17 protein-coding genes are annotated in these 19,281 nt (G+C 50.6%); 10 read left to right on the forward strand and 7 right to left on the reverse strand.

The features are described 5' to 3' along the window. Window position 1: 1 nt before the first annotated feature. From AAGA79_RS07445 to AAGA79_RS07465, 5 genes are all read left to right on the forward strand, one after another. On the forward strand, window positions 2-517 hold the full coding sequence (locus tag AAGA79_RS07445) for a UvrB/UvrC motif-containing protein (RefSeq protein ID WP_411828143.1): 516 nt from the start codon (window positions 2-4) through the stop codon (window positions 515-517). Then, complete coding sequence (locus AAGA79_RS07450; RefSeq protein WP_411828144.1) at window positions 514-1,644, forward strand: protein arginine kinase; 1,131 nt, start codon at window positions 514-516, stop codon at window positions 1,642-1,644. The genes AAGA79_RS07445 and AAGA79_RS07450 overlap by 4 nt, the downstream gene beginning before the upstream one ends. Next, window positions 1,641-4,193, forward strand: coding sequence for an ATP-dependent Clp protease ATP-binding subunit (locus AAGA79_RS07455; protein ID WP_411828145.1), 2,553 nt, complete (start codon window positions 1,641-1,643; stop codon window positions 4,191-4,193). The genes AAGA79_RS07450 and AAGA79_RS07455 overlap by 4 nt, the downstream gene beginning before the upstream one ends. A gap of 84 nt (window positions 4,194-4,277) precedes the next feature. Next, window positions 4,278-4,616, forward strand: coding sequence for an SH3 domain-containing protein (locus AAGA79_RS07460; RefSeq protein WP_411828146.1), 339 nt, complete (start codon window positions 4,278-4,280; stop codon window positions 4,614-4,616). Window positions 4,617-4,680: 64 nt separating this feature from the next. After that, window positions 4,681-5,574, forward strand: a complete 894-nt coding sequence (locus AAGA79_RS07465) for an NDP-sugar synthase (protein WP_411828147.1) — start codon at window positions 4,681-4,683, stop codon at window positions 5,572-5,574. A gap of 226 nt (window positions 5,575-5,800) precedes the next feature. Here the strand turns inward: AAGA79_RS07465 and AAGA79_RS07470 are convergent, their stop codons facing one another. Beyond that, complete coding sequence (locus AAGA79_RS07470) at window positions 5,801-6,283, reverse strand: NUDIX domain-containing protein (protein ID WP_411828148.1); 483 nt, start codon at window positions 6,281-6,283, stop codon at window positions 5,801-5,803. A 104-nt stretch (window positions 6,284-6,387) separates the two neighbouring features. Here AAGA79_RS07470 and AAGA79_RS07475 point away from each other — a divergent pair, with 104 nt between their 5' ends. Next, window positions 6,388-6,900, forward strand: a complete 513-nt coding sequence (locus tag AAGA79_RS07475) for a hypothetical protein (RefSeq protein WP_411828149.1) — start codon at window positions 6,388-6,390, stop codon at window positions 6,898-6,900. Window positions 6,901-6,953: 53 nt separating this feature from the next. Then, entirely contained in the window at window positions 6,954-8,300 is a 1,347-nt protein-coding gene (rsmA, locus tag AAGA79_RS07480; RefSeq protein WP_411828150.1) for a 16S rRNA (adenine(1518)-N(6)/adenine(1519)-N(6))-dimethyltransferase RsmA, read from the forward strand. A gap of 2 nt (window positions 8,301-8,302) precedes the next feature. Here rsmA and AAGA79_RS07485 read toward each other — a convergent pair whose 3' ends face one another. The 5 genes from AAGA79_RS07485 to fabD form a co-directional block, all read right to left on the reverse strand. Next, window positions 8,303-9,217 (reverse strand): M28 family peptidase, encoded by a 915-nt coding sequence (locus AAGA79_RS07485; RefSeq protein ID WP_411828151.1) that lies wholly within the window; start codon window positions 9,215-9,217, stop codon window positions 8,303-8,305. A gap of 83 nt (window positions 9,218-9,300) precedes the next feature. After that, on the reverse strand, window positions 9,301-10,935 hold the full coding sequence (abc-f, locus tag AAGA79_RS07490; RefSeq protein WP_411828152.1) for a ribosomal protection-like ABC-F family protein: 1,635 nt from the start codon (window positions 10,933-10,935) through the stop codon (window positions 9,301-9,303). 79 nt (window positions 10,936-11,014) lie between these two features. Next, window positions 11,015-11,542, reverse strand: coding sequence for a flavoprotein (locus tag AAGA79_RS07495; RefSeq protein WP_411828153.1), 528 nt, complete (start codon window positions 11,540-11,542; stop codon window positions 11,015-11,017). A gap of 40 nt (window positions 11,543-11,582) precedes the next feature. Then, on the reverse strand, window positions 11,583-12,785 hold the full coding sequence (locus AAGA79_RS07500; RefSeq protein ID WP_411828154.1) for an aminotransferase class V-fold PLP-dependent enzyme: 1,203 nt from the start codon (window positions 12,783-12,785) through the stop codon (window positions 11,583-11,585). Between the two features lie 16 nt (window positions 12,786-12,801). Continuing rightward, window positions 12,802-13,728 (reverse strand): ACP S-malonyltransferase, encoded by a 927-nt coding sequence (gene fabD, locus AAGA79_RS07505; RefSeq protein ID WP_411828155.1) that lies wholly within the window; start codon window positions 13,726-13,728, stop codon window positions 12,802-12,804. A gap of 103 nt (window positions 13,729-13,831) precedes the next feature. On the opposite strand from fabD, the gene AAGA79_RS07510 reads away from it, so the two are divergent. Next, window positions 13,832-14,521 (forward strand): ABC transporter ATP-binding protein, encoded by a 690-nt coding sequence (locus AAGA79_RS07510; protein WP_411828223.1) that lies wholly within the window; start codon window positions 13,832-13,834, stop codon window positions 14,519-14,521. Here AAGA79_RS07510 and AAGA79_RS07515 read toward each other — a convergent pair. Continuing rightward, a complete protein-coding gene (locus tag AAGA79_RS07515; RefSeq protein WP_411828156.1) occupies window positions 14,502-15,848 on the reverse strand; it encodes a hypothetical protein in 1,347 nt (448 codons plus the stop codon). The genes AAGA79_RS07510 and AAGA79_RS07515 overlap by 20 nt on opposite strands. Before the next feature lie 560 nt (window positions 15,849-16,408). Between AAGA79_RS07515 and AAGA79_RS07520 the strand changes: the two genes are divergently transcribed. Together AAGA79_RS07520 and AAGA79_RS07525 are read left to right on the forward strand one after the other, a co-directional pair. After that, window positions 16,409-17,929 carry a S10 family peptidase gene (locus AAGA79_RS07520; protein ID WP_411828157.1) on the forward strand — a complete coding sequence of 507 codons (1,521 nt, stop codon included), beginning with the start codon at window positions 16,409-16,411 and terminating at the stop codon, window positions 17,927-17,929. Window positions 17,930-18,053: 124 nt separating this feature from the next. Beyond that, window positions 18,054-19,265, forward strand: a complete 1,212-nt coding sequence (locus AAGA79_RS07525) for an alginate export family protein (protein ID WP_411828158.1) — start codon at window positions 18,054-18,056, stop codon at window positions 19,263-19,265. Window positions 19,266-19,281 lie beyond the last annotated feature (16 nt).

The following is a 19,281-nucleotide window of genomic DNA, read 5'->3' on the forward strand; positions in this document are numbered from 1 at the left end:
GATGAAGTGTGATTACTGCGATAGCAAAGCAACTGTGTTTCTGACGCAGTTGGCAGAGGGACAGATGAAAAAGGTTTGCCTCTGCGAGAGCTGTGCGGAAGAGCGTGGGGTGACAGATCCCACAGGCTTTTCCCTTGCAGATATGCTTCAGGGGAATTTCCAGAAAGATATGCAATCCGGACCAACACCAGCCGCTCGAAATCCTGCAGGTAAAGGAAGGGTTTGCAACGAATGTGGATTCACTCTGGATGACTTCCAGAAGGTTCGCCGTTTCGGATGCCCGAACTGCTACACCGTTTTTGGCGATGAGCTGGGCACAATGCTGCGTGCGATGCACAAGGGACCAACCCACGTGGGAAAAGTTCCTGAAGGTTTAATGGAAAGTCATTACCGGAATCAAAAAATGCAGGAACTCCGCTCCAAGCTGGAAAAAGCGATCTCCTCGGAAAGTTATGAGGAAGCTGCCGAACTTCGGGACGAAATTCGTTCACTTGAAGAAGCGGAGGTGGGGAAATGATGAGGTTTTCAACATTGATCCGCCATCCTGCAGATTGGATGACGGGCACGAGCACAAAGGATTGTGCGGTAATAACCTCAAGGATCCGCTTGGCGCGGAATCTTCGCGGGCATCCGTTCCCAGGATGGGCGAAAAAGGGCGAACGGGCCAAGGCTCTGGAAATTCTCCAACCGGCTGTCGAGAGCTTGGGCGTGATGAAGGATGCGTTTTCGCGGGAGCTGAAGGACCTTTCATCCGTGCAAAAGCAAGTTCTCGTAGAACGGCACCTAATTTCACGCGAGCATGCCGCCCGCGGTGACGGATCCGGCGCTGTAATTGAGCGTCGTCAGAGTTTCTCAATCATGCTCAACGAGGAGGATCACCTCCGTATGCAGGCGATTCGCAGCGGACTGCAATTATCCGATGCATACAAGGCTCTGACCGAGTTGGACACTGAGTTGGAAGAGAAGGTCGACTACGCATTCGATCCGAATCTCGGCTATCTGACCACGTGCCCTACAAACTTGGGAACAGGCTTACGTGCATCAGCGATGCTTCATCTCCCGGCGCTCGTTTTGAGCGATCAAATCGGACCGGTTTTACAAGCAGTGAATAAAATCGGCCTCGCAGTGCGGGGACTTTACGGTGAGGGAACGGAATCACTCGGTAACCTTTATCAGATCTCGAATCAATCCACCTTGGGCGAGAGCGAGACTACCATCATTGACCGCCTAGAGAGGGTAATTCAACAGGTTGCAAACCATGAGCAGAATGCCCGGGAGAAACTTTTGGAAGACGATCCGGACATGGTCGCTGATAAAATAGGCCGAGCCTATGGCGTTTTACGTCACGCATATCTGATAGATTCCAAAGAGGCGTTGAACCACCTTTCCCTTCTCAGATTGGGAGGAAATATGGGATTTTTCCCTGCCGATACAGTCAATATGTGCGACAGTCTATTAATGGACATCCAACAGGCACACCTTCAGCTACATGCTGGCAAGAAGCTATCACCTGAACAGCGAGACGTGATCAGAGCGGAAATTATGCGCTCCCGTTTGCAATCTCTAAATTCCCCTGATAGTCATAATATAAAGAATGATCAAACAGACCGTTTCCCAGAGAACGGCAACCCCGAAGAAGCATGAATAATTTCACCCCAAGAGCGCAACAGGTCCTTGCACTCGCTCGCAAGGAAGCGGACAGATTCAACCACGCATACGTCGGAACTGAGCATCTTCTGCTAGGCTTAATCAAATTAGGCCAGGGAGTGGCTGTAAACGTTCTCGAACGTATGGGTCTCGAACTCGATGCCGTACGCCTGGAAGTAGAAAAGGAAGTTGGTTCCGGTCCACCACAGAAGACAGCTGGCAATATTCCTTATACCCCACGTGTCAAAAAAGTCCTGGCACTTGCGAATAAAGAGGCAAAGGCACTCAACCACTCATACGTGGGAACCGAACATTTGCTACTTGGCCTACTCCGCGAGGGCGAAGGTGTCGCTGCACGCGTTCTCAAACGCTTGGATGTTGATATCCAACGCACCCGGAATGAAATTTTAGCTGAAATCGACCCAAACTTCTCTCCGGAAGACATGGATGACGATGATGATGACGATCTTGGTGTATTTGAAGATGAAGGCAGCCAGCAGCTCGAAGGAGCCGGGGGCGACTCATCAGGGGAGGGGAAAACAAAAACTCCCGCACTGAAAGCCTTCGGACGTGATCTCACGAAACTTGCTGAAGAAGGAGCCTTGGATCCGGTTATCGGCAGGCAGGATGAAATCGAGCGGGTAATTCAGATTCTCTGCCGCAGGACCAAAAACAACCCGGTTCTTATCGGCGAGGCTGGTGTCGGAAAAACCGCAATTGTTGAGGGTCTCGCACAGGAGATTGTTACCGGAAACGTCCCTGAACTTCTTCGCGACAAGAAAGTGATCACTCTCGACCTGGCTCTTATGGTTGCCGGAACGAAATACCGCGGTCAGTTCGAAGAACGCATCAAGGCTGTGATGGACGAGATCAGGAAAGTCAAAAACGTCATCCTTTTCATCGATGAGCTCCACACCATCGTAGGTGCTGGCTCAGCCGAGGGTGCCATGGATGCTTCAAACATCATCAAGCCTGCGCTGAGCCGTTCCGAGCTACAGTGTGTAGGTGCCACAACGCTCAACGAATACCGGAAGTATATCGAAAAAGACTCTGCGCTAGAGCGCCGTTTCCAGCAGGTGAAGGTGGATGAGCCGTCCGTTGACGATGCTATCCTGATTCTCAAAGGACTTCAGGAAAAATATGAAGTTCACCACAAGGCTGCCTACACGCCGGAAGCCATCGAAGCATCCGTAAAACTTACCTCAAGGTATCTCACCGCACGTTTCCTCCCGGATAAGGCCATCGACGTTCTCGACGAGGCCGGTGCCCGCGCCCGAATCGGGACAATGACCAGACCTCCTGCAATCAAGGAAGCGGAACTTGCCATTGAAGAAATCAACAAGGAGAAGGTGGAAGCAATTGCGGAGCAGGATTTCGAGAAAGCTGCAGCTCTTCGCGACGATGAAAAGAACGCCAAAAAAGAACTCGAAGACACACTTAACGAGTGGCGCGCTAGCTCTGAAGAAAAAGTAGTATCTGTTGACGATGAAGACATCATGGCGGTTGTTTCGAAATGGACCGGAGTGCCATTGCAACGCATGGAGCAGAAGGAAAATGAGAAGCTGCTGAAAATGGAAGAAGAACTCAGACGCCGTGTTATCGGTCAGGATGAAGCTGTTATTGCCATTTCCAAAGCGCTGCGCCGCTCACGTGCGGATCTTAAAGATCCCAAGCGCCCGATTGGTTCATTCCTTTTCCTTGGACCTACCGGTGTTGGTAAAACCTACCTCACACGTAATCTTGCGGATTTCATGTTCGGGGATCCGGAAGCTCTCATTCAGATCGATATGTCGGAATACATGGAGAAATTCACCGCTAGCCGACTTATCGGCTCACCTCCAGGCTACGTTGGCTACGAAGAAGGCGGTCAGCTTTCGGAAGCAGTTCGCCGTCGGCCTTATTCTGTCGTGCTCTTCGATGAGGTGGAGAAAGCCCACCCTGATGTTATGAATCTGCTTCTGCAGATTCTGGAAGACGGCACGGTGACAGACTCACTCGGTAGGAAAATCGATTTCCGCAATACGATCATCATCATGACATCCAATGTGGGTGCCAGCACAATCAAGCGTCAGTCGGCGCTCGGCTTTGGTGCGATGAACGAGGACGAGGCGGATTTCGAGGGAATGAAGGAGAAAATTCTTGAAGAAACCAAACGTTACTTCAAGCCGGAGTTCCTCAACCGACTTGATGAATCCGTTGTTTTCCACATGCTGGAGAAAAAGGATCTCAATCAGATAGTAGATCTCGAGGTCTCGAAACTTGTCGCACGTCTCAAGGAGAAGGATATCGATCTCACACTTGAGGAAGCCGCCAGAGAGCTACTTGCTGAGAAAGGTTTCGACCCGAACTATGGAGCTCGCCCAATGCGTCGTGCGGTAGAACGTTACCTAGAAGATCCACTTGCCGAGGCTCTGCTGCGCGGAACGGTGAAAACAGGCGACATGGTCACTGTTTCCCGTAAGCCGGAAGCGGAAGAGCTTACGTTCGACTCCAGCCGACCAGACGGTGAACCGGAACCTGATATCGAAGAGGTCGGGGCTGAATAAAGCAACCTACGGTCTATAATTTACAAAAAATGGATGAGGAATATTTGTTTCTCATCCATTTTCATTGAAACTGTAATCACTCACATGAAATTTATCGCAAACTCCGACTACGAAGAGAACAACACACTGGCCATCCACCTGACCGCCGGGCAAGAGGTGACCAGTGGGCCCGCAGACAGAACTTGGCCCGGCTGGATCTGGGCGATGGATTCCTTTGGACGGAATGGATATGTTCCCGCGGAGATTCTGGAGCCTCTGGGTGAAGATCGGTGGGCAGCCATGGAGGATTTCGATCCGACCGTGTTACGGGTGAAAAAAGGAGATGAAGTAGAATCTCTCAGACAGGTGCACGGATGGCATTGGTGTAAGAACGATACCGATATGCATGGGTGGGTGGCGGATTACCTTCTGAAGCCGCTCTGATCTTGAAGGAAATTTCACGATTAGTTTCTTTCGACTTACCATTTTCTAACAAATAGTCTCCGACATGCCTTCATTACTTGTTCTCGCGGCTGGGATGGGAAGCCGTTATGGTGGACTCAAACAACTCGATCCCATGGGTCCGAACGGTGAGACCGTTCTGGATTATTCTGTCTTTGATGCGATTTCGGCCGGCTTCGACCGTGTGATCTTCGTAATCCGAGAGGATTTTGTCGATGCCTTCAAAGAAGGGATAGGTTCAAGATTCGCAGGGAAAATAGCAGTCGAATACGCGTTCCAAAGGCTGGATGATCTTCCTGCTCCATTCACTATACCTGAAGGTAGAGAGAAGCCATGGGGAACCACACATGCGGTCCGTGCAGCAAGACATCTGATCGATGGTTCTTTTGCCGTTGTGAATGCGGATGACTTCTACGGTCAGAACTCATACGTGAAAGCGTTCGAGTTACTCTCAAAATCAACAGGAGACCAATGTGGGCTGATTGGCTTTCCACTGGTGAATACACTATCCGAGCACGGGCACGTAAATCGCGGAATCTGTGAGGTCACAGACGAAGGTATTCTCAAAAGTGTTGAGGAATACGTGGAAATTGGCCGTGAAGATAGCGGCAAGGTCGTGGGGCAGGGGCTGGATGGTATCCGTCGCGATATTCTGGAGACCACACCTGTATCCATGAATTTCTGGCTCTTCCCTAAATCGTTTATTGATGATCTTGAAGATGAGTTTATCTCTTTCCTCGGAAAGCATGGACACGAACCGAAGAGCGAGTGTTACATCCCTACCGTGGTTGACTCTTTGATTTCCTCCGGAAAAACAACCTGTCGTGTAGTGAAAACAAGCTCTTCATGGTTCGGAGTCACTTATCCGGATGACAAAGCATACGTTGTCGCTTCCATTCAGGATCTCATTCAAAAGGGTGTTTACCCGGCAAAGCTGTAAAACGGCTTAAATCGACATTTTTAAAAGCCTGCTGCGACTCGGTCGTGGCAGGCTTTCTTCTTTGTGAAACGAATGCTAGATAACCGAAAATGTGGAAAAACCAAGGGCGTCGGATCCCTTGAATTCCGACGCCCTTGGGCCCTTTGGGGGGCATATGTGCTATCCCTTACACGCATTCAGAATACCTCGGATACCCCAGTCTTCAATGCCGTGATCGCGTAGTTTATTAGGTATTGGAGGATTCTCCGAGGTCCAGATCGAAGAAGTCCTTCATAACTGCCTGGTAAACTTCGCGCTTAAACTTCGGAACCCAGTTGAGGTCAAATTCACTGGGTTTGATCCACCGGAAATCGCTGAACTCCCGAGGAGTCTGGTTCACGTTGATTTTAGCGGAATCTTTTTTCAATTTGCAGAGATAATACGTCTGCTCCTGACCATGGTGGCCATGCTTCTTTTTCTTTTTGAGGCGAACTTCTTCGGGATAGAGATAGCGGTATCCACCTCGGCTATATTCCACTTCGTAGTCTTTTTTCGCTAGCCCGATTTCCTCTAAAACTTCGCGGTAAAGGGCCTGCTTGAGGGATTCCCCGAGATCAACACCGCCTTGGGGAAATTGCCAGGATCCGGGGACGGTGGAGCGCTCGCAAACGAGCAAATCACCCTGGGAATTCAACATCAACGCGGCCACGTTCGAGCGATAACTTACCATGGGCGGGATCCTGTGTGAACAAATTGTGGAGTTCAAACCTTTACTCACCATTGGGGCATTGATTGCTGGCCAGAGCCTAATTTTCGATGGATCATTCCAAGACTATGAAATTTGGAATTCTACTTTTGTTAATGCTCCTTGGAGTCTCTTCAGTTTCAAATGCCCAAGAAGAAAGTTCCAGTGATTCCACGGATGAAGTAGGGCTGACTCGGTTCTGGGAGGCGATATTAACAGATGGTAGCTTTCTGGTGGCATTGGATCGTATATCATCCATTAGCAGACATAAATATATTCTCGATGGTGCTCTGATTGTTGATGAGGTCACGGTTGATACTTCAGGGCAGGCCTTGGCTCGGTTCTATTACATATCGCCACTTACATCAGAAGGGCCTGCAGCCATCGCTGGAGTCGTGGGCAAGGGGATCGACCGTGTGACCGAGCTGGCGGATGGCAAAGGTGCGCATCTTCAGAATATGGTGGTAAAAAAATATCCTGTTACCACCCATGCGAAATCGATCGAATTCAGGATTCTTTCGGAGAAGCAGCTCACTGATCTTTTTGAAAGTGCTGAAAAGGCGTGGAAATCCGGTAAGGGTCGTGTGTTCACCGCGGAATAATCTCAATTTTAGAGGCTCGCCAGATGGGGCGAGGAATAGCAATCTCTCCAAAAATGACGGGAAACAAAATTAGGGAAATTCTGGATGAAGCACGTGTGCTTCCGAGTAAGCAGCTTGGTCAGAATTTCCTAACGGATCAGAATATCGCAAAGTGGATTGTCTCACAGCTGGAAATCACTGCTGAAGACACGGTGGTGGAGGTAGGTCCGGGTACTGGAGCCCTTACCGAGCATGTAATCGACCACGCGAAACGGACTATTCTTATAGAATTTGATCCCAGATTAGCAGCATCTCTGGAGCGGCGCTACGCGGATCGCGGTGATGTGGAAGTTCACCTCTGTGATGGAGCAAAATTTGATCGCAGATTACTCTTCAAGCATCGTCCAGTGAAGTTTCTTGGGAACCTTCCTTATTCTTCTGGCGGGGCAATTATGAAAAACCTTTTGAGCCGTCCGCATCCGTTCACACGAGGTGTTATCATGCTGCAAAAGGAAGTAATCGACCGATTGGGAGCTGGCCCCGGAACCAAAGACTACGGGATTCTGAGTCTGAGAATGCAGGTAAACTGGCATATTCAGTCATTGAAGGTTGTACCTCCGGAGGCGTTCTATCCGCGGCCGAATATCGATTCCTCTGTGGCAGTCTTAATTCCCAGGAAACCGGAAGAACAGTCGGTCTTTGATGCGAAGCTCTTTGATGAGCTTGTCCGCAGGGGATTTTCCCAGCGACGTAAGCAACTTGGAAAACAACTGCCGGCACAGCCGAAATGGCAGGATGTAGCAGAAGCGCTCGGAGTGCCTTCAACCACGCGTGGTGAGCAGCTGAATCTCGAAAAGTGGATCGAATTGACAAGGTTGTATGATAGCAATCCTTTGAAAGACAGTGCCCAGAAAGGTGAGGAAATCTTTGATGTGGTGGACGAGAGTGATATTCCTCTCCGGACTGAAACGAGAGCGGTAGTCCATTCTGAAAACCTTATACATAGGGCGGTTCATATCTTCGTGTTCAATAAAAACGGGGATTTATACCTGCAAAAACGCTCCCACCTGAAAGACAAGAACGCCGGTGTTTGGGATTCCAGCGTTTCAGGACATCTCGATGCTGGAGAAAGCTATCTTGAAGCGGCAATCCGCGAACTGGACGAAGAGACTGGCATCAAGGAAGTTCAGGAGGAACATCTGGAAGAAATTCTTGCAGTGAAGCCATCTGCTGAGACCGGGTGGGAGCATATCAAATTATTCATAACCTCCCACAAGGGAGCCGTGAGTTTTCCGGCTGCGGAGATTGAGGCTATGATGCCGTTTCCTATCGAAGAAATCAGGGCCTGGATTAATAATAATCCCAGTGATTTCTCACCTGCGTTTCAAATGATGTTCGAATCGTATCTGGAAAAGCGGTGAGCTTATTGCTTCAGTAGCTCATCAAGCATACCCAAAGTAACGCCTATCGAGATTCCCAGAGACTCCGCGGAAACGATTGCTGCGTTATCGCCGGGGGTATGCCACCAGCGCTTGTTGGCGAAATCACCGATGATATCCAACGTTGGAATTCCAACTAGGTTTAAAGGTAGGTGGTCATCCATGATTGGGCCTGGAGCTGTGCCAAAATGGTGGGAGACAGAATTTTCCCTGGCGGTCTCGAACATGAGCTTGGCGAGATTTTCCGGGGAATCCGAGGGGATCCTAATGGAGAGATCTTCGTGTCCAACCATGTCGAGGAGGATTCCGAAATCGGGTTTTACTTTCTGGGTGCGCCACTGGTTTGCGTAGAAACGGCTGCCGTATAATCCGTCAAGGATGGTCATGTTTTTAGCAAAGGCTTCCTCACCATCGAAGAATACAATCTCCAACTGCCCAGCCTGCTCCGGCTTATATTCAGCCAAATATTTCCCAATCTCCACAAGTGCAGCACAGGCTGATGCAGCATCATCCGCCCCAAGAAATTTCTCTTCCTTATCGTATTTTGAGTCGAGATGGGCACAAAGGATTCCGGTAATATTCCTGTTCCAGGTCTTAGTTCCATCATCGCCAAAACGGGCTCGTAAGTTTCTGAATCTTACATTCCCGATAGGGGTGGAGCGTTCGAATTCCTGTATGTTGGTTACCCATCCGGCCTTCTCTAGCCCTTCAGAAAGGTGTTGCTGAACCTTCCGAAGATTCTCGCTAGCTGGCGGCCGGGGGCCGAAGGCAAGGATCTCATCCGTCAGAGTTTTCGCCTCGATCCCCAGCTTGCTGCTATCTCCGTCTGATCTTAGGAACCAGAATGCTGCAGTAGCGGCGAGCAGTGCCAGGACTGCTAAAATCAATCTTGTTTTCACGAGGCAAATCGTGCGCTGTCCACCCCGTAGCTGACAAGCAACGATGCAGGGTGGGGTGATTTGTTCGGTTCGTCCGGGTGTGCCTACGACGTGACTGCAGAGCGATCGTCGCTGAGTCCGGATTTTTCGAGAAAATAGTCGTAACCACCTGTATATCTAGTGACTTTTGATCCGTTCTCCGGGTTCTTTTCGTCGCGATTTACATGGAGAGTCGTCTCAGCCAAATTCCGGATAAAGTGAACATCATGGGAGATGAAAACGAGTGTGCCTTCGTAGGATTTGAGAGCATTCACTAGGGAATCGATAGATAGGATATCGAGGTGGGTCGTGGGCTCATCCATCAACAAGAGATTCGGTGGATCAACGAGGAATTTGACTAGGTTAAGTCGTGATTTTTCACCACCGGAGAGAACTCCACAGCGTTTTTCCACATCCGCACGGCGGAAGAGGAATGTGCCAAGGATAGCACGGGCATCTTCTTCTCGAAGCGTGGAACAGGAGTTCATTACCTCGTCGAGAACAGTCGCGTATTCATCGAGCGCCTCGGCACGGTGCTGGGAGTAGTAGCCAATCTTGGTGAGGTAGCCGGTCTCCAGCTTTCCTCCATCGATTTCCAGTTCACCTGCAAGTAGCTTGAGCAGGGTGGTTTTACCCGCACCGTTCGGTCCAACGAGAACGATTTTATCGCCGCGCTCGATGGTGAGATCCAGATCCTTGTAGATGCGTTTTCCGGGATAGGATTGGCAGGCCTGCTCTAGTTCCACCACTTTCTGGTTGGAACGAGGTGGTTGAGGGAAAGAGAATTTGAATGGCTTGCGGGGAGCACGTGGTTTTTCGATGCGCTCGATTTTATCAACGAGCTTGATACGTGACTGAACCTGGGCGGCTTTGGAGCCGACTTGGCGGAAACGCTCAATGAACTCCATATGAGCTTCGATCTCCTTGTTTTGGTTTCGGTATGCTTGGACGTTGCGGTCGTAAACTTTTTCACGCTCTTCCAGATAGTTGGAGTAATTCCCGTTATAGGTGATGAGCAGCATCGCGTCCGGATCGATCTCGATGACGCTTTCGATCATGGTATCCATGAAGTCGCGATCGTGGGAAATCATCAGGATGGCGCCTGAATAGTTCAGTAGGTAGCGCTGAAGCCAGAGGAGGGAAATGAGGTCAAGGTGGTTGGTCGGCTCGTCCAGCATCAAGAGATCCGGCTCCATAACGAGAAGGCGGGCAAGGTGGGCGCGCATGACCCAGCCCCCTGAGTATTCACGGGCGGGTTTATTGAAATCCTCCTGTTTGAAGCCTAGACCGGAGAGGATTTTCTTAGCCTTGGGTTCTAGTTGGTAACCGTTGAGGGCAGTGAATTGATCCTGGGCTTTTCCGAATTCTTCGGTACCGAGATCTCCGGATTTTTCTCCCTCGCGGATGGTGCGGAGCAGGCCGATCATCTCAGGGGTGATACCCATTGCAATTTCAATGATCGTCTCGTCGGAAGGCTCGCCGGCTTCCTGTGGGAGGTAGCCTGTGATCGCATATTCATCACGATCAATCGTGCCTTCATCCGGTTGGTCCTCATCAAGGATCATACGGAACAAAGTGGATTTGCCGGCACCGTTCGGGCCGACGAGCGCTACGCGTTCTCCCCAGTTAATGGACATCTCGGCCTCGCGGAGAAGAGTGCGTCCACCGAGTGTCTTGGTTAGTTTTTTAATCGTTAGCATGCGGGTGAGGTAATGTGAACCAATGTGGATTTCAAGGGCGGAGTGGATTGGGAAGAGTTTCTAGACCAGAGTCAGAGTTCTACCGTGCTATGGCGTCGAGGATATCCGGCACATCAGCGAGACGGCCGACACCCTTATAACCGCAGGCCAAATCGCCAGTGGCTGGCTCAATAAACTGGCAGCCATCAGCAACTAGCGTCTTGCAATTTCTAGCGGTAGCGGGGTGAAGCCACATTTTTCCATTCATGGCAGGTGCGATCAAGACGCGGGTCTCCCGGGGAAGTGCCAAATAGATAGAGGTGAGGGGATCCGGTGCTAGCCCATTGGCAAGAAGACCAAGGGTATTGGCAGAGCAGGGTGCTATAATGAAAAGATCGGCGGTGTCCGCCAGTTCGATATGTCCTGGTTTCCAGGAGTTCTTTTCATCTTCCAGAGAAACTAGAACCGGCTGCCGGGTGAGAGTCTGAAGAGTGAGTGGTGTGATGAATTCACAGGCTGAATTTGTCATCACGGCATGCACCTCATGCCCCAGTTTCACCAATTGCGATGCTAGGTCAGCTGCCTTGTAAGCGGCGATGGAGCCAGTAATTCCGAGGACGATCTTCATTTCTGAAAGTGGGGAAGTTGCTGAATACCTGGTTGGTACGCTAGGAAAGCATCATGGCTGCCTTTTTGACGGCGGTGGCCAGAGAATCTATATCTTGCTCCGTATTGTATAAGGCGAAGGAAGCACGAGTAGTGCCGGTTATGCCGAAACGAGCCATAAGTGGCTGGCAGCAGTGGTGGCCGGTGCGGACTGCAACGCCCATTTGGTCGATCAGAGTTCCCAAGTCATAATGATGAACTCCTTCAATAGCGAATGAGAGTGCACCCACACGATCTTCGGGTCCGAAGAGGTAAATACCTGGAATCTCAGAAAGGGCGGCAGCGGCCTGCTGAATAAGGGTCTTTTCGTGAGAATAAATTTCCTCGAGGCCAATGGAATTTACGTAGTCGATAGCGGCGGCCAAAGCGATGCCACCCTCGATATTGGGGGTTCCTGCTTCGTATTTGAAAGGGAGGTCGTTATAAGTTGTATGCTCGAAGGTGACCTCTTTGATCATTTCGCCACCACCTCGCCACGGCGGTAGGGTTTCAAGCAATTCTTTCCTCCCCCAGAGAATTCCAATGCCGGTAGGTGCGTAGATCTTGTGGCCCGAAAAAGCAATAAAATCTACCGGAAGTGACTGAACATCAATTTGTAAATGAGGTATGGCCTGCGCAGCATCCAGTAAGATAAGTGATCCCACTTTTCTAGCTTCAGCTGCCATCTCAGCGACTGGATTGACGGTTCCGAATGCATTGGAGATCCATGTCAGTGCGAGAATTTTTGTTTTGTCCGAAAGTAGATTCCGGAAGGCTCCCTGGTCCAGGACTCCTTCTTCATTGCAGGGGATTACCTTCAGACTGGCACCCGAGCGTTCGGCTAACATTTGCCATGGAACGATGTTCGAGTGGTGCTCCAGAGTGGAAATTAGAATTTCATCTCCGGGCTGCAGAGTCAGAATATTGGCGACCAGATTGATTGAATCGGTGGTGCCGGACGTGAAGATGACTTCTTCGGGTGCCGCGGCGTTGAGGTGCCTTGAGATCGTTTCACGTGCCTTCTCGTGAGCATCGGTTGCGGCCCGGGCCAGGTGGTGTGTGCCGCGGTGGATATTAGAGTTTAGATGCTCGTAATATTTCCGCGATGCCTCCAGGACCTGGGTTGGATTGTGCGTGGTGGCAGCGTTGTCGAGATAGACGAGTGGCTTGCCATTGACGGTTTCCCTAAGAATCGGGAAATCGTCTTTGAGCGAGGTAGGGAGCATTGCGGATAGGTTGATCTTAGGAAAGTTCTTCGATGGCGGCTTCAAGGGAAGGGACGTCCTCGACTGAGATAACGGTAGCCTCAGGTGCGATTTTAGCAACGAGTCCCGCGATAACTTTGCCGGGGCCGATTTCAATGAAGCGGGTCTGGCCGGCTGCAACCAGATGCTGGATGGACTCGATCCAACGAACAGAGCCGGTAACTTGGGAAGTGAGGGTCGAGCGTATCTCCGCCTCGGAAGAAACCGGTTGGGCTGTGTAGTTCGCTACAACAGGGATGGAAGGGGTGGTGATCGTGGTGGTGTTCAGTTCCGCTGCTAATTTCTCTTGGGCGGAGGACATCAGACTGGAATGGTATGCTCCTGCAACGTTTAGCTTGATGGCGCGCCGGATGCCGAACTCTTTAGCTTTTGCTACAGCATCATCGATTTTTTCGGCGGATCCGGAAAGGACGATCTGGCCGGGAGCGTTGAGGTTGGCGATGTCTACGCCAGTCACTCTGGCAAGTTCTTCGATTTTTGAGACTTCTCCGCCGATGAGAGCTGCCATTGAGCCATTGGTGGCATTGCAGGCCTCTTCCATGAACGTGCCACGCTGGGAAACAAGCTTGAGTCCGTCGATGAACGAGAACGTGCCGGCCGCTGCGTGTGCTGTAAATTCGCCAAGGGATAAGCCTGCCGCGGCCGATGGCTGGAAGTTAGGTAGTCTTTCCTTCAGGAGCGTGAGACCGATGAGGCCGTGAAGGTAAAGTGCTGGCTGGCATTTGGAAGTGGCTGTGAGGCTTTCGGTTGGGCCTTCAAACATGATTTCCGTGAGAGAGTAGCCGAGTGCCTGGTCTGCCTTGTTCGCGAGATCGCGGGCTGTCGCGGAGGATTCTATCCAATCGCGTGCCATTCCGATTTTCTGTGCGCCTTGGCCGGAGAAGAGGATTGCGGGTTGAGTCATGGATTTCTCTTAAAGGTGGGGTAGGAGGATTGGAAGGATTTTGTCAGCTTGCAGGTGGACATCCGTGCTTTTCGGGGTGCATCTTGGCAAAGTGAACGAGGTGATGATCGAAACTAGAAATTTGCACAGGAGCTATCGGATCGGTAAAAAATCGATAGAGGTCCTTCATGGGATAGATCTTCAGATTACTAAGGGTGAGAAGGTATTTCTCTGTGGACCAAGTGGTGCGGGAAAAACCACGCTACTTTACACTTTGGCCGGGCTTGAACGGCCTGAGCAAGGTAGCGTTCATATTGGTGGAGTCGATCTCTACGGAATGGGTCGCAAGGAGCAGGCGAAGTTTCGGAATAAATCGATCGGCTATATCTTCCAGAATTACCACCTATTGCCGGAATTGACCGCGGTGGAAAATGTTTCCGTGCCGGGTGCGATTGCTGGCGAGAATCGCACGGCTGAGGCTTTGCTGGCACTGGAGAGGGTTGGCCTGAAGGATCGTGCGGATCATCTTCCGGCAGAACTTTCCGGTGGCGAACAGCAGAGGGTGGCAATTGCACGAGCCATCGTGAATGAGCCCTCGGTCCTTTTTGCCGATGAACCGACAGGGAATCTGGATTCCAACACGGGCAATGAAATTATGGGAATACTACTGGAACTCGCTAATGAGCAGCATGTTACATTGGTAGTGGTAACTCATGACCGAAGTCTGGCCGATGTGGGCGATAGGACTCTGATTATCAAGGATGGAAGTGTGATACAGGATGATAGCCGGGCAGCTATTCAAAGTATTTCTTGAGTGCGCGTTGTTCATCCGGGGCCAGTGAGTCCCGCCATACTCTATCGCCACCTTTGCCTTTTGATGCATCGCCACCACTAGAAGCGGTTGACTTACTATCATCAACGGAATGCTCACCATCCTGAAGTTGTAGAAGGTCCCCAGGCACAGCTCTTGATAAATCCTCTGCGTCCAGAGCTGTAAGTTCACCGATTTCCAGCGGATCTTTCTCATCTTTGAAGAGGTTCGGGTCGTGCCCGGGACCGCGTTGAATCCCACCGCTACCGGTTCCGTTACCTTCACCTTCCTGCCCATCTCCGGAACCATCGCCGTTTCCATTTTCACCGGTCATAAGTTCCTCCTCCCAACCTTCTCCCGAGCTCTCCTGTTGCATTTCCCTGAGCGATTGCTTCATGTTTTCCAAATTCCCCTTGAGCTGCGAAAGTTGCTCCGGAGATAGTTTTCCCATATCGTTGGGATCGAGTTTGGAGAGCTGGTCCATCAGTTCCGGGTTTGGTTTCATTGCCCCGTTCTTCAGTCCTTCCAGTGCACTTTCAAAGTCGTCGGCGAGCTTCTGTTTCTGTTCAGAATTGAGGCCTTCGGCCTTTTCGCTGAGGGATTCCAGTGCATTCTTTGCATCCGCGAGATTTTGCTCTAGTTTTTCGAGGTTGGAATCTTGCGCATCCATCAGGCTATCTGTTGCTTCGAGCGAAGCGTGACTGAACCAATCTTCCTCTTCCTGCGCTCGCAGTTGGTCGAGACGCTCTTCCATTTCTTCGATGTATTCTTCGTCGACCACTGCGTCTTCGGAGAGTTGCTGTAGCTGAGAATCGAGCTGGGACCAAGCCTGTGGCTGGCTGGATGGAGGTTTGGGTTGATCAATTTTCGGAGAGATGGGGATCCAAAACCCCAATAGTAATAGCGCTAGTGCGGCGATAGGGGGGATGATCGTTTTCGGCAGGTGCCAACGGAGCAGCTTCCTGGAATCTGAAGGGACATCTGGCCATTGAGATGCGCCATGCTCTGCCGAGGAGAGTGCCGAATCCAAATTCATGCCGGCCTCCAGGCGGATCATCGCATTTTCCGGCGATTCAAAACGACTTCGAGCAATGAAGAAGCAGACGAAAGCTACCAATAAAATGAGCCCGAATAAAGAGGCTGCTAAAATAGCCAGGTCCAGTTGTGCAAATTGACGCCTCAAGATTACCGCGACCAACGCGCCGGTCACCGAGCTAACCAATAACGGACCTGACAAGGTTTGCAGATACCAAGCAAGATTGATCCGGCGGCTGAGCTGTTTTGAGCGTATGCGCCAGTCGTTTTCCCGCGAAGCTGCTACTGTGATCATATCGTTAGTAGAGCTCTATAACGGATTTTTTGCGAATCGAAAACGGTTCTGCTGCTCCTGCTGAGAAACTTTGATACTCCACTTCTCATTACATGTATTGTAACAAGTTGGAATTAGTGGTTTCGAGATACCACCATTGATCCTTGTAAACCCGCAAAGTGCTGCCCTTCCGGACCATGAGTGCGAACCTACTGTCTGTGAATATTTGTCAGGACGAATCGAGTTTCCTTGTGAGTGATTTCGATGATTACATCCGAGGACCGGAATTGTCGGTAATCAGCCAACACAGGAAGATCGCACTCAGGTGCTTCGATAGTCGCGTGATTTCTTGAACACGAGCTTTCGGAAATCCGGACGCATCGAACAAGTTTGCCCGTCCCGATCTCTATCGGATATTTTTAGCTCCGATTTCCACCATGTGAAAATCCTTACAGAAACGAAATTGGCATCTGCTCTGATTACACCGACCTCAAGATTTTCTCAGAAATTCTTCAAAGCTTGCTAAGCTGGATCTTTGAGTGCTGATAAAGATGAAATTTCAGTGATGGAAAGTTCTGTGGATGAGTCTAACGTCCTCCACGATGTTTCGCACTTTTTTGATCCTCTCGCTGGTCCTGATTCCTTTTACGAATGCTTTTTCCGAAGAACAGGCTCCTGAGAAAGAGCCGGAAAAAAAGTCCCAAAGCAAAAAGGAAACTCCTCCACCGGTCTCAAAGGACGGTTCGGTCACAATTGATGGAGTCGAGATTCCCTATACGGTAACCACGTCGAAAACTCTTCTTGAAGATGACAAGGGCGATGGAATTGCTTCGATTTTCAGTATCAGCTACGTGAAACGGGATATCGAGGACGCTGAAGAGCGTCCTGTAATGTTTGCTTTCAATGGCGGCCCGGGTTCCTCATCGGTCTGGTTGCATCTTGGCATACTCGGCCCGAAACGGATCAATTTCGAGGGTGATGGCACGATTCCGATCACCCCCCCTGCCCGCCTTATTGAGAATGAATTCAGCCTACTTGATAAATGCGACCTCGTATTTATTGATCCTGTATCCACCGGTTACAGTCGTGCGGAGGGAAAAAACAAGGAACGCGACTTTCACGGGCTGGAATCCGATATTTCGTCTGTCGGAGATTTTATACGTATCTGGATAACGGAGAACAAACGCTGGGCTTCGCCAAAGTATCTGTGCGGAGAATCCTACGGAGGCGTGCGCGCCGCTGGGCTAGCGAAGCACTTACAGGATGAATTCGGAATGAGTATGAACGGCGTTGTATTGCTATCCTCATTGCTTGATTTCAGAACGATCGTCTCGTCACAGGGTAGTCTGCTTTCCGATCAGGTATTTCTCCCCGCATACGCAACGACGGCGCTCCATCACGGAAAAATTTCCGGCGATAGGGATAAAATTCTAGAAGCGGCGAAGAATTTCGCATTCGGGGGTTATGCGGTGGCATTGCTGAAAGGCGCGGATATCGGTGAAGACGAGAAGACTAGAATCGCGGAAAGGTTGGGTGAGTTGACCGGGATATCCGCAGATATCTGGAAACGTGAAAACCTCAGGATTCATCCCTTCGAGTTCCGCGCAGAGTTGCTGCGTGATGAGGGAAAAGTGATCGGCCGATTCGATTCAAGGGTGGCGTGGGATGCAAACGACACGACGGCCGAGTATGCTGAATATGATCCATCCTACTCCTTGGCGCTTGGTGCATTCTCCACTGCGATGCTCTCCTATCTGGGGAATGATTTGGGCTGGATCGAGAAGCAACCCTATGAGGTGCTCACATCCGTCGGTCCTTGGGACTACGGTTCAGGAAACAAGATCACAAATGTCACAGACAGGCTGGAGGATGCGCTGCGTGATAATCCGAAGATGAAGGTTTTGGTAATGGGTGCGTACACCGATCTGGCGACGCCGCCCGAAGGTATGGAGTATAGCTTCAGGCAAGCTTCAGGCTTCTCCAAGGCCATCAGGAAAAATATCTCGTTCAAATATTACGATGCCGGCCACATGTTCTATTTAAATCCCTCCGATCTTAAAAAAGCCCGCATCGACCTTGTGGAGTTTTTGGAGGCTGAGTAGTTATATGATTATCGCTCATTTGACGCGGAAATCATCTTCACCGGAATATGGTTCGTCGTAGTTGTGGTTGGCCAGGAAGTGGCTTCTACCAACCTAGCTCCTAGCGGGAGACACGAACGAACATATGAAAAAATTAGCCACACTACTATTAGCACCGGGACTTGCCTACGCGGGTCCTCCGAGCGAAGAGATTGCAACTGCCCCGGCGGCGGAATACTGGATTAAACCTACGATTGATATCCGTGCACGTTACGAGTTCGGAGTTGCGGACGGTTTGGATGCCTCCCACGCGTTTACTCTGCGTGAGCGTCTCGGCTTACAGACTCAGGAATGGAATGGTTTCAGTGCCTTCATCGAAGGTGAGTTTACCCAAACACCGTTGGACGATTACAATGGCGGCGGTGGCGCCCCTCCTGTGACTCCTGGAAATACACCGATCAACGACCCTGAAACCAACGAACTAAATCAAGGTTATATCCAATATGACGGATTCGACACCATGTTCCGGGTTGGGCGTCAACGGATCATTTATGATAATGCCGCCTTCATCGGAAACGTCGGCTGGCGCCAGAACGAACAGACTTACGATGCTATTTCCTTCAGCTCAAAGGCACTTACCGGCTTCACCTTCAATTACGCGTATATCAATCAGGTAAACCGCATTTTCGGAAGTGAAACGACGGTTCCCAACTTTGATTACGATACGACCAGTATTCATCTGTTTAACGCAACCTACAGTGGTTTCGAGGGTGTGACCCTTGGCGCTTATGCCTACATCATGGATTTCGATTCCATACAGGCGTTCGACAACAATACCTACGGCGGATTCGTTAAGACCGACCTCTACGGTTTAGCTTATTACGGTGAATACGCGTTCCAGGATCACGTGATTGATGGTGCGGGAAACAAGCAGCACGCTGATTACGCGCACGTATCGCTTACCAAGGCACTTGGTGATCAGTCGGTTACAGCTGGTGTGGAATATCTTTCAGCGGATTTCCGGACACCGCTTGCTACGGTTCACGCATTCAATGGATATGCGGACGCATTCCTCCTTCAGCGTTTATTCGGTGGCACAGGTGGTCTGACCGACGCCTACATCAGTCACTCGCTTCCACTCTTTGCCGGAATCAAAATGACGAATTCCGTCCACATCTACGGTGATAACGCTGTTGATGCCGGCCGTGGCTGGGAAATCGATTCGGTGCTCGCCAAGAAATTCGACGATCACTTTACCGGAATCCTCAAGGTAGCGCACTTTGAGTCCGAGAGTAATACCGCTACCGCGGTGCCAACCACAACCCGTGCATCGGTAGAACTTAATTATAAGTTCTAGAAAATAAATTCTCTGA

Origin of the sequence: Luteolibacter sp. AS25 (genome assembly GCF_046736275.1) — a bacterium.
Lineage (GTDB): Bacteria > Verrucomicrobiota > Verrucomicrobiia > Verrucomicrobiales > Akkermansiaceae > Luteolibacter.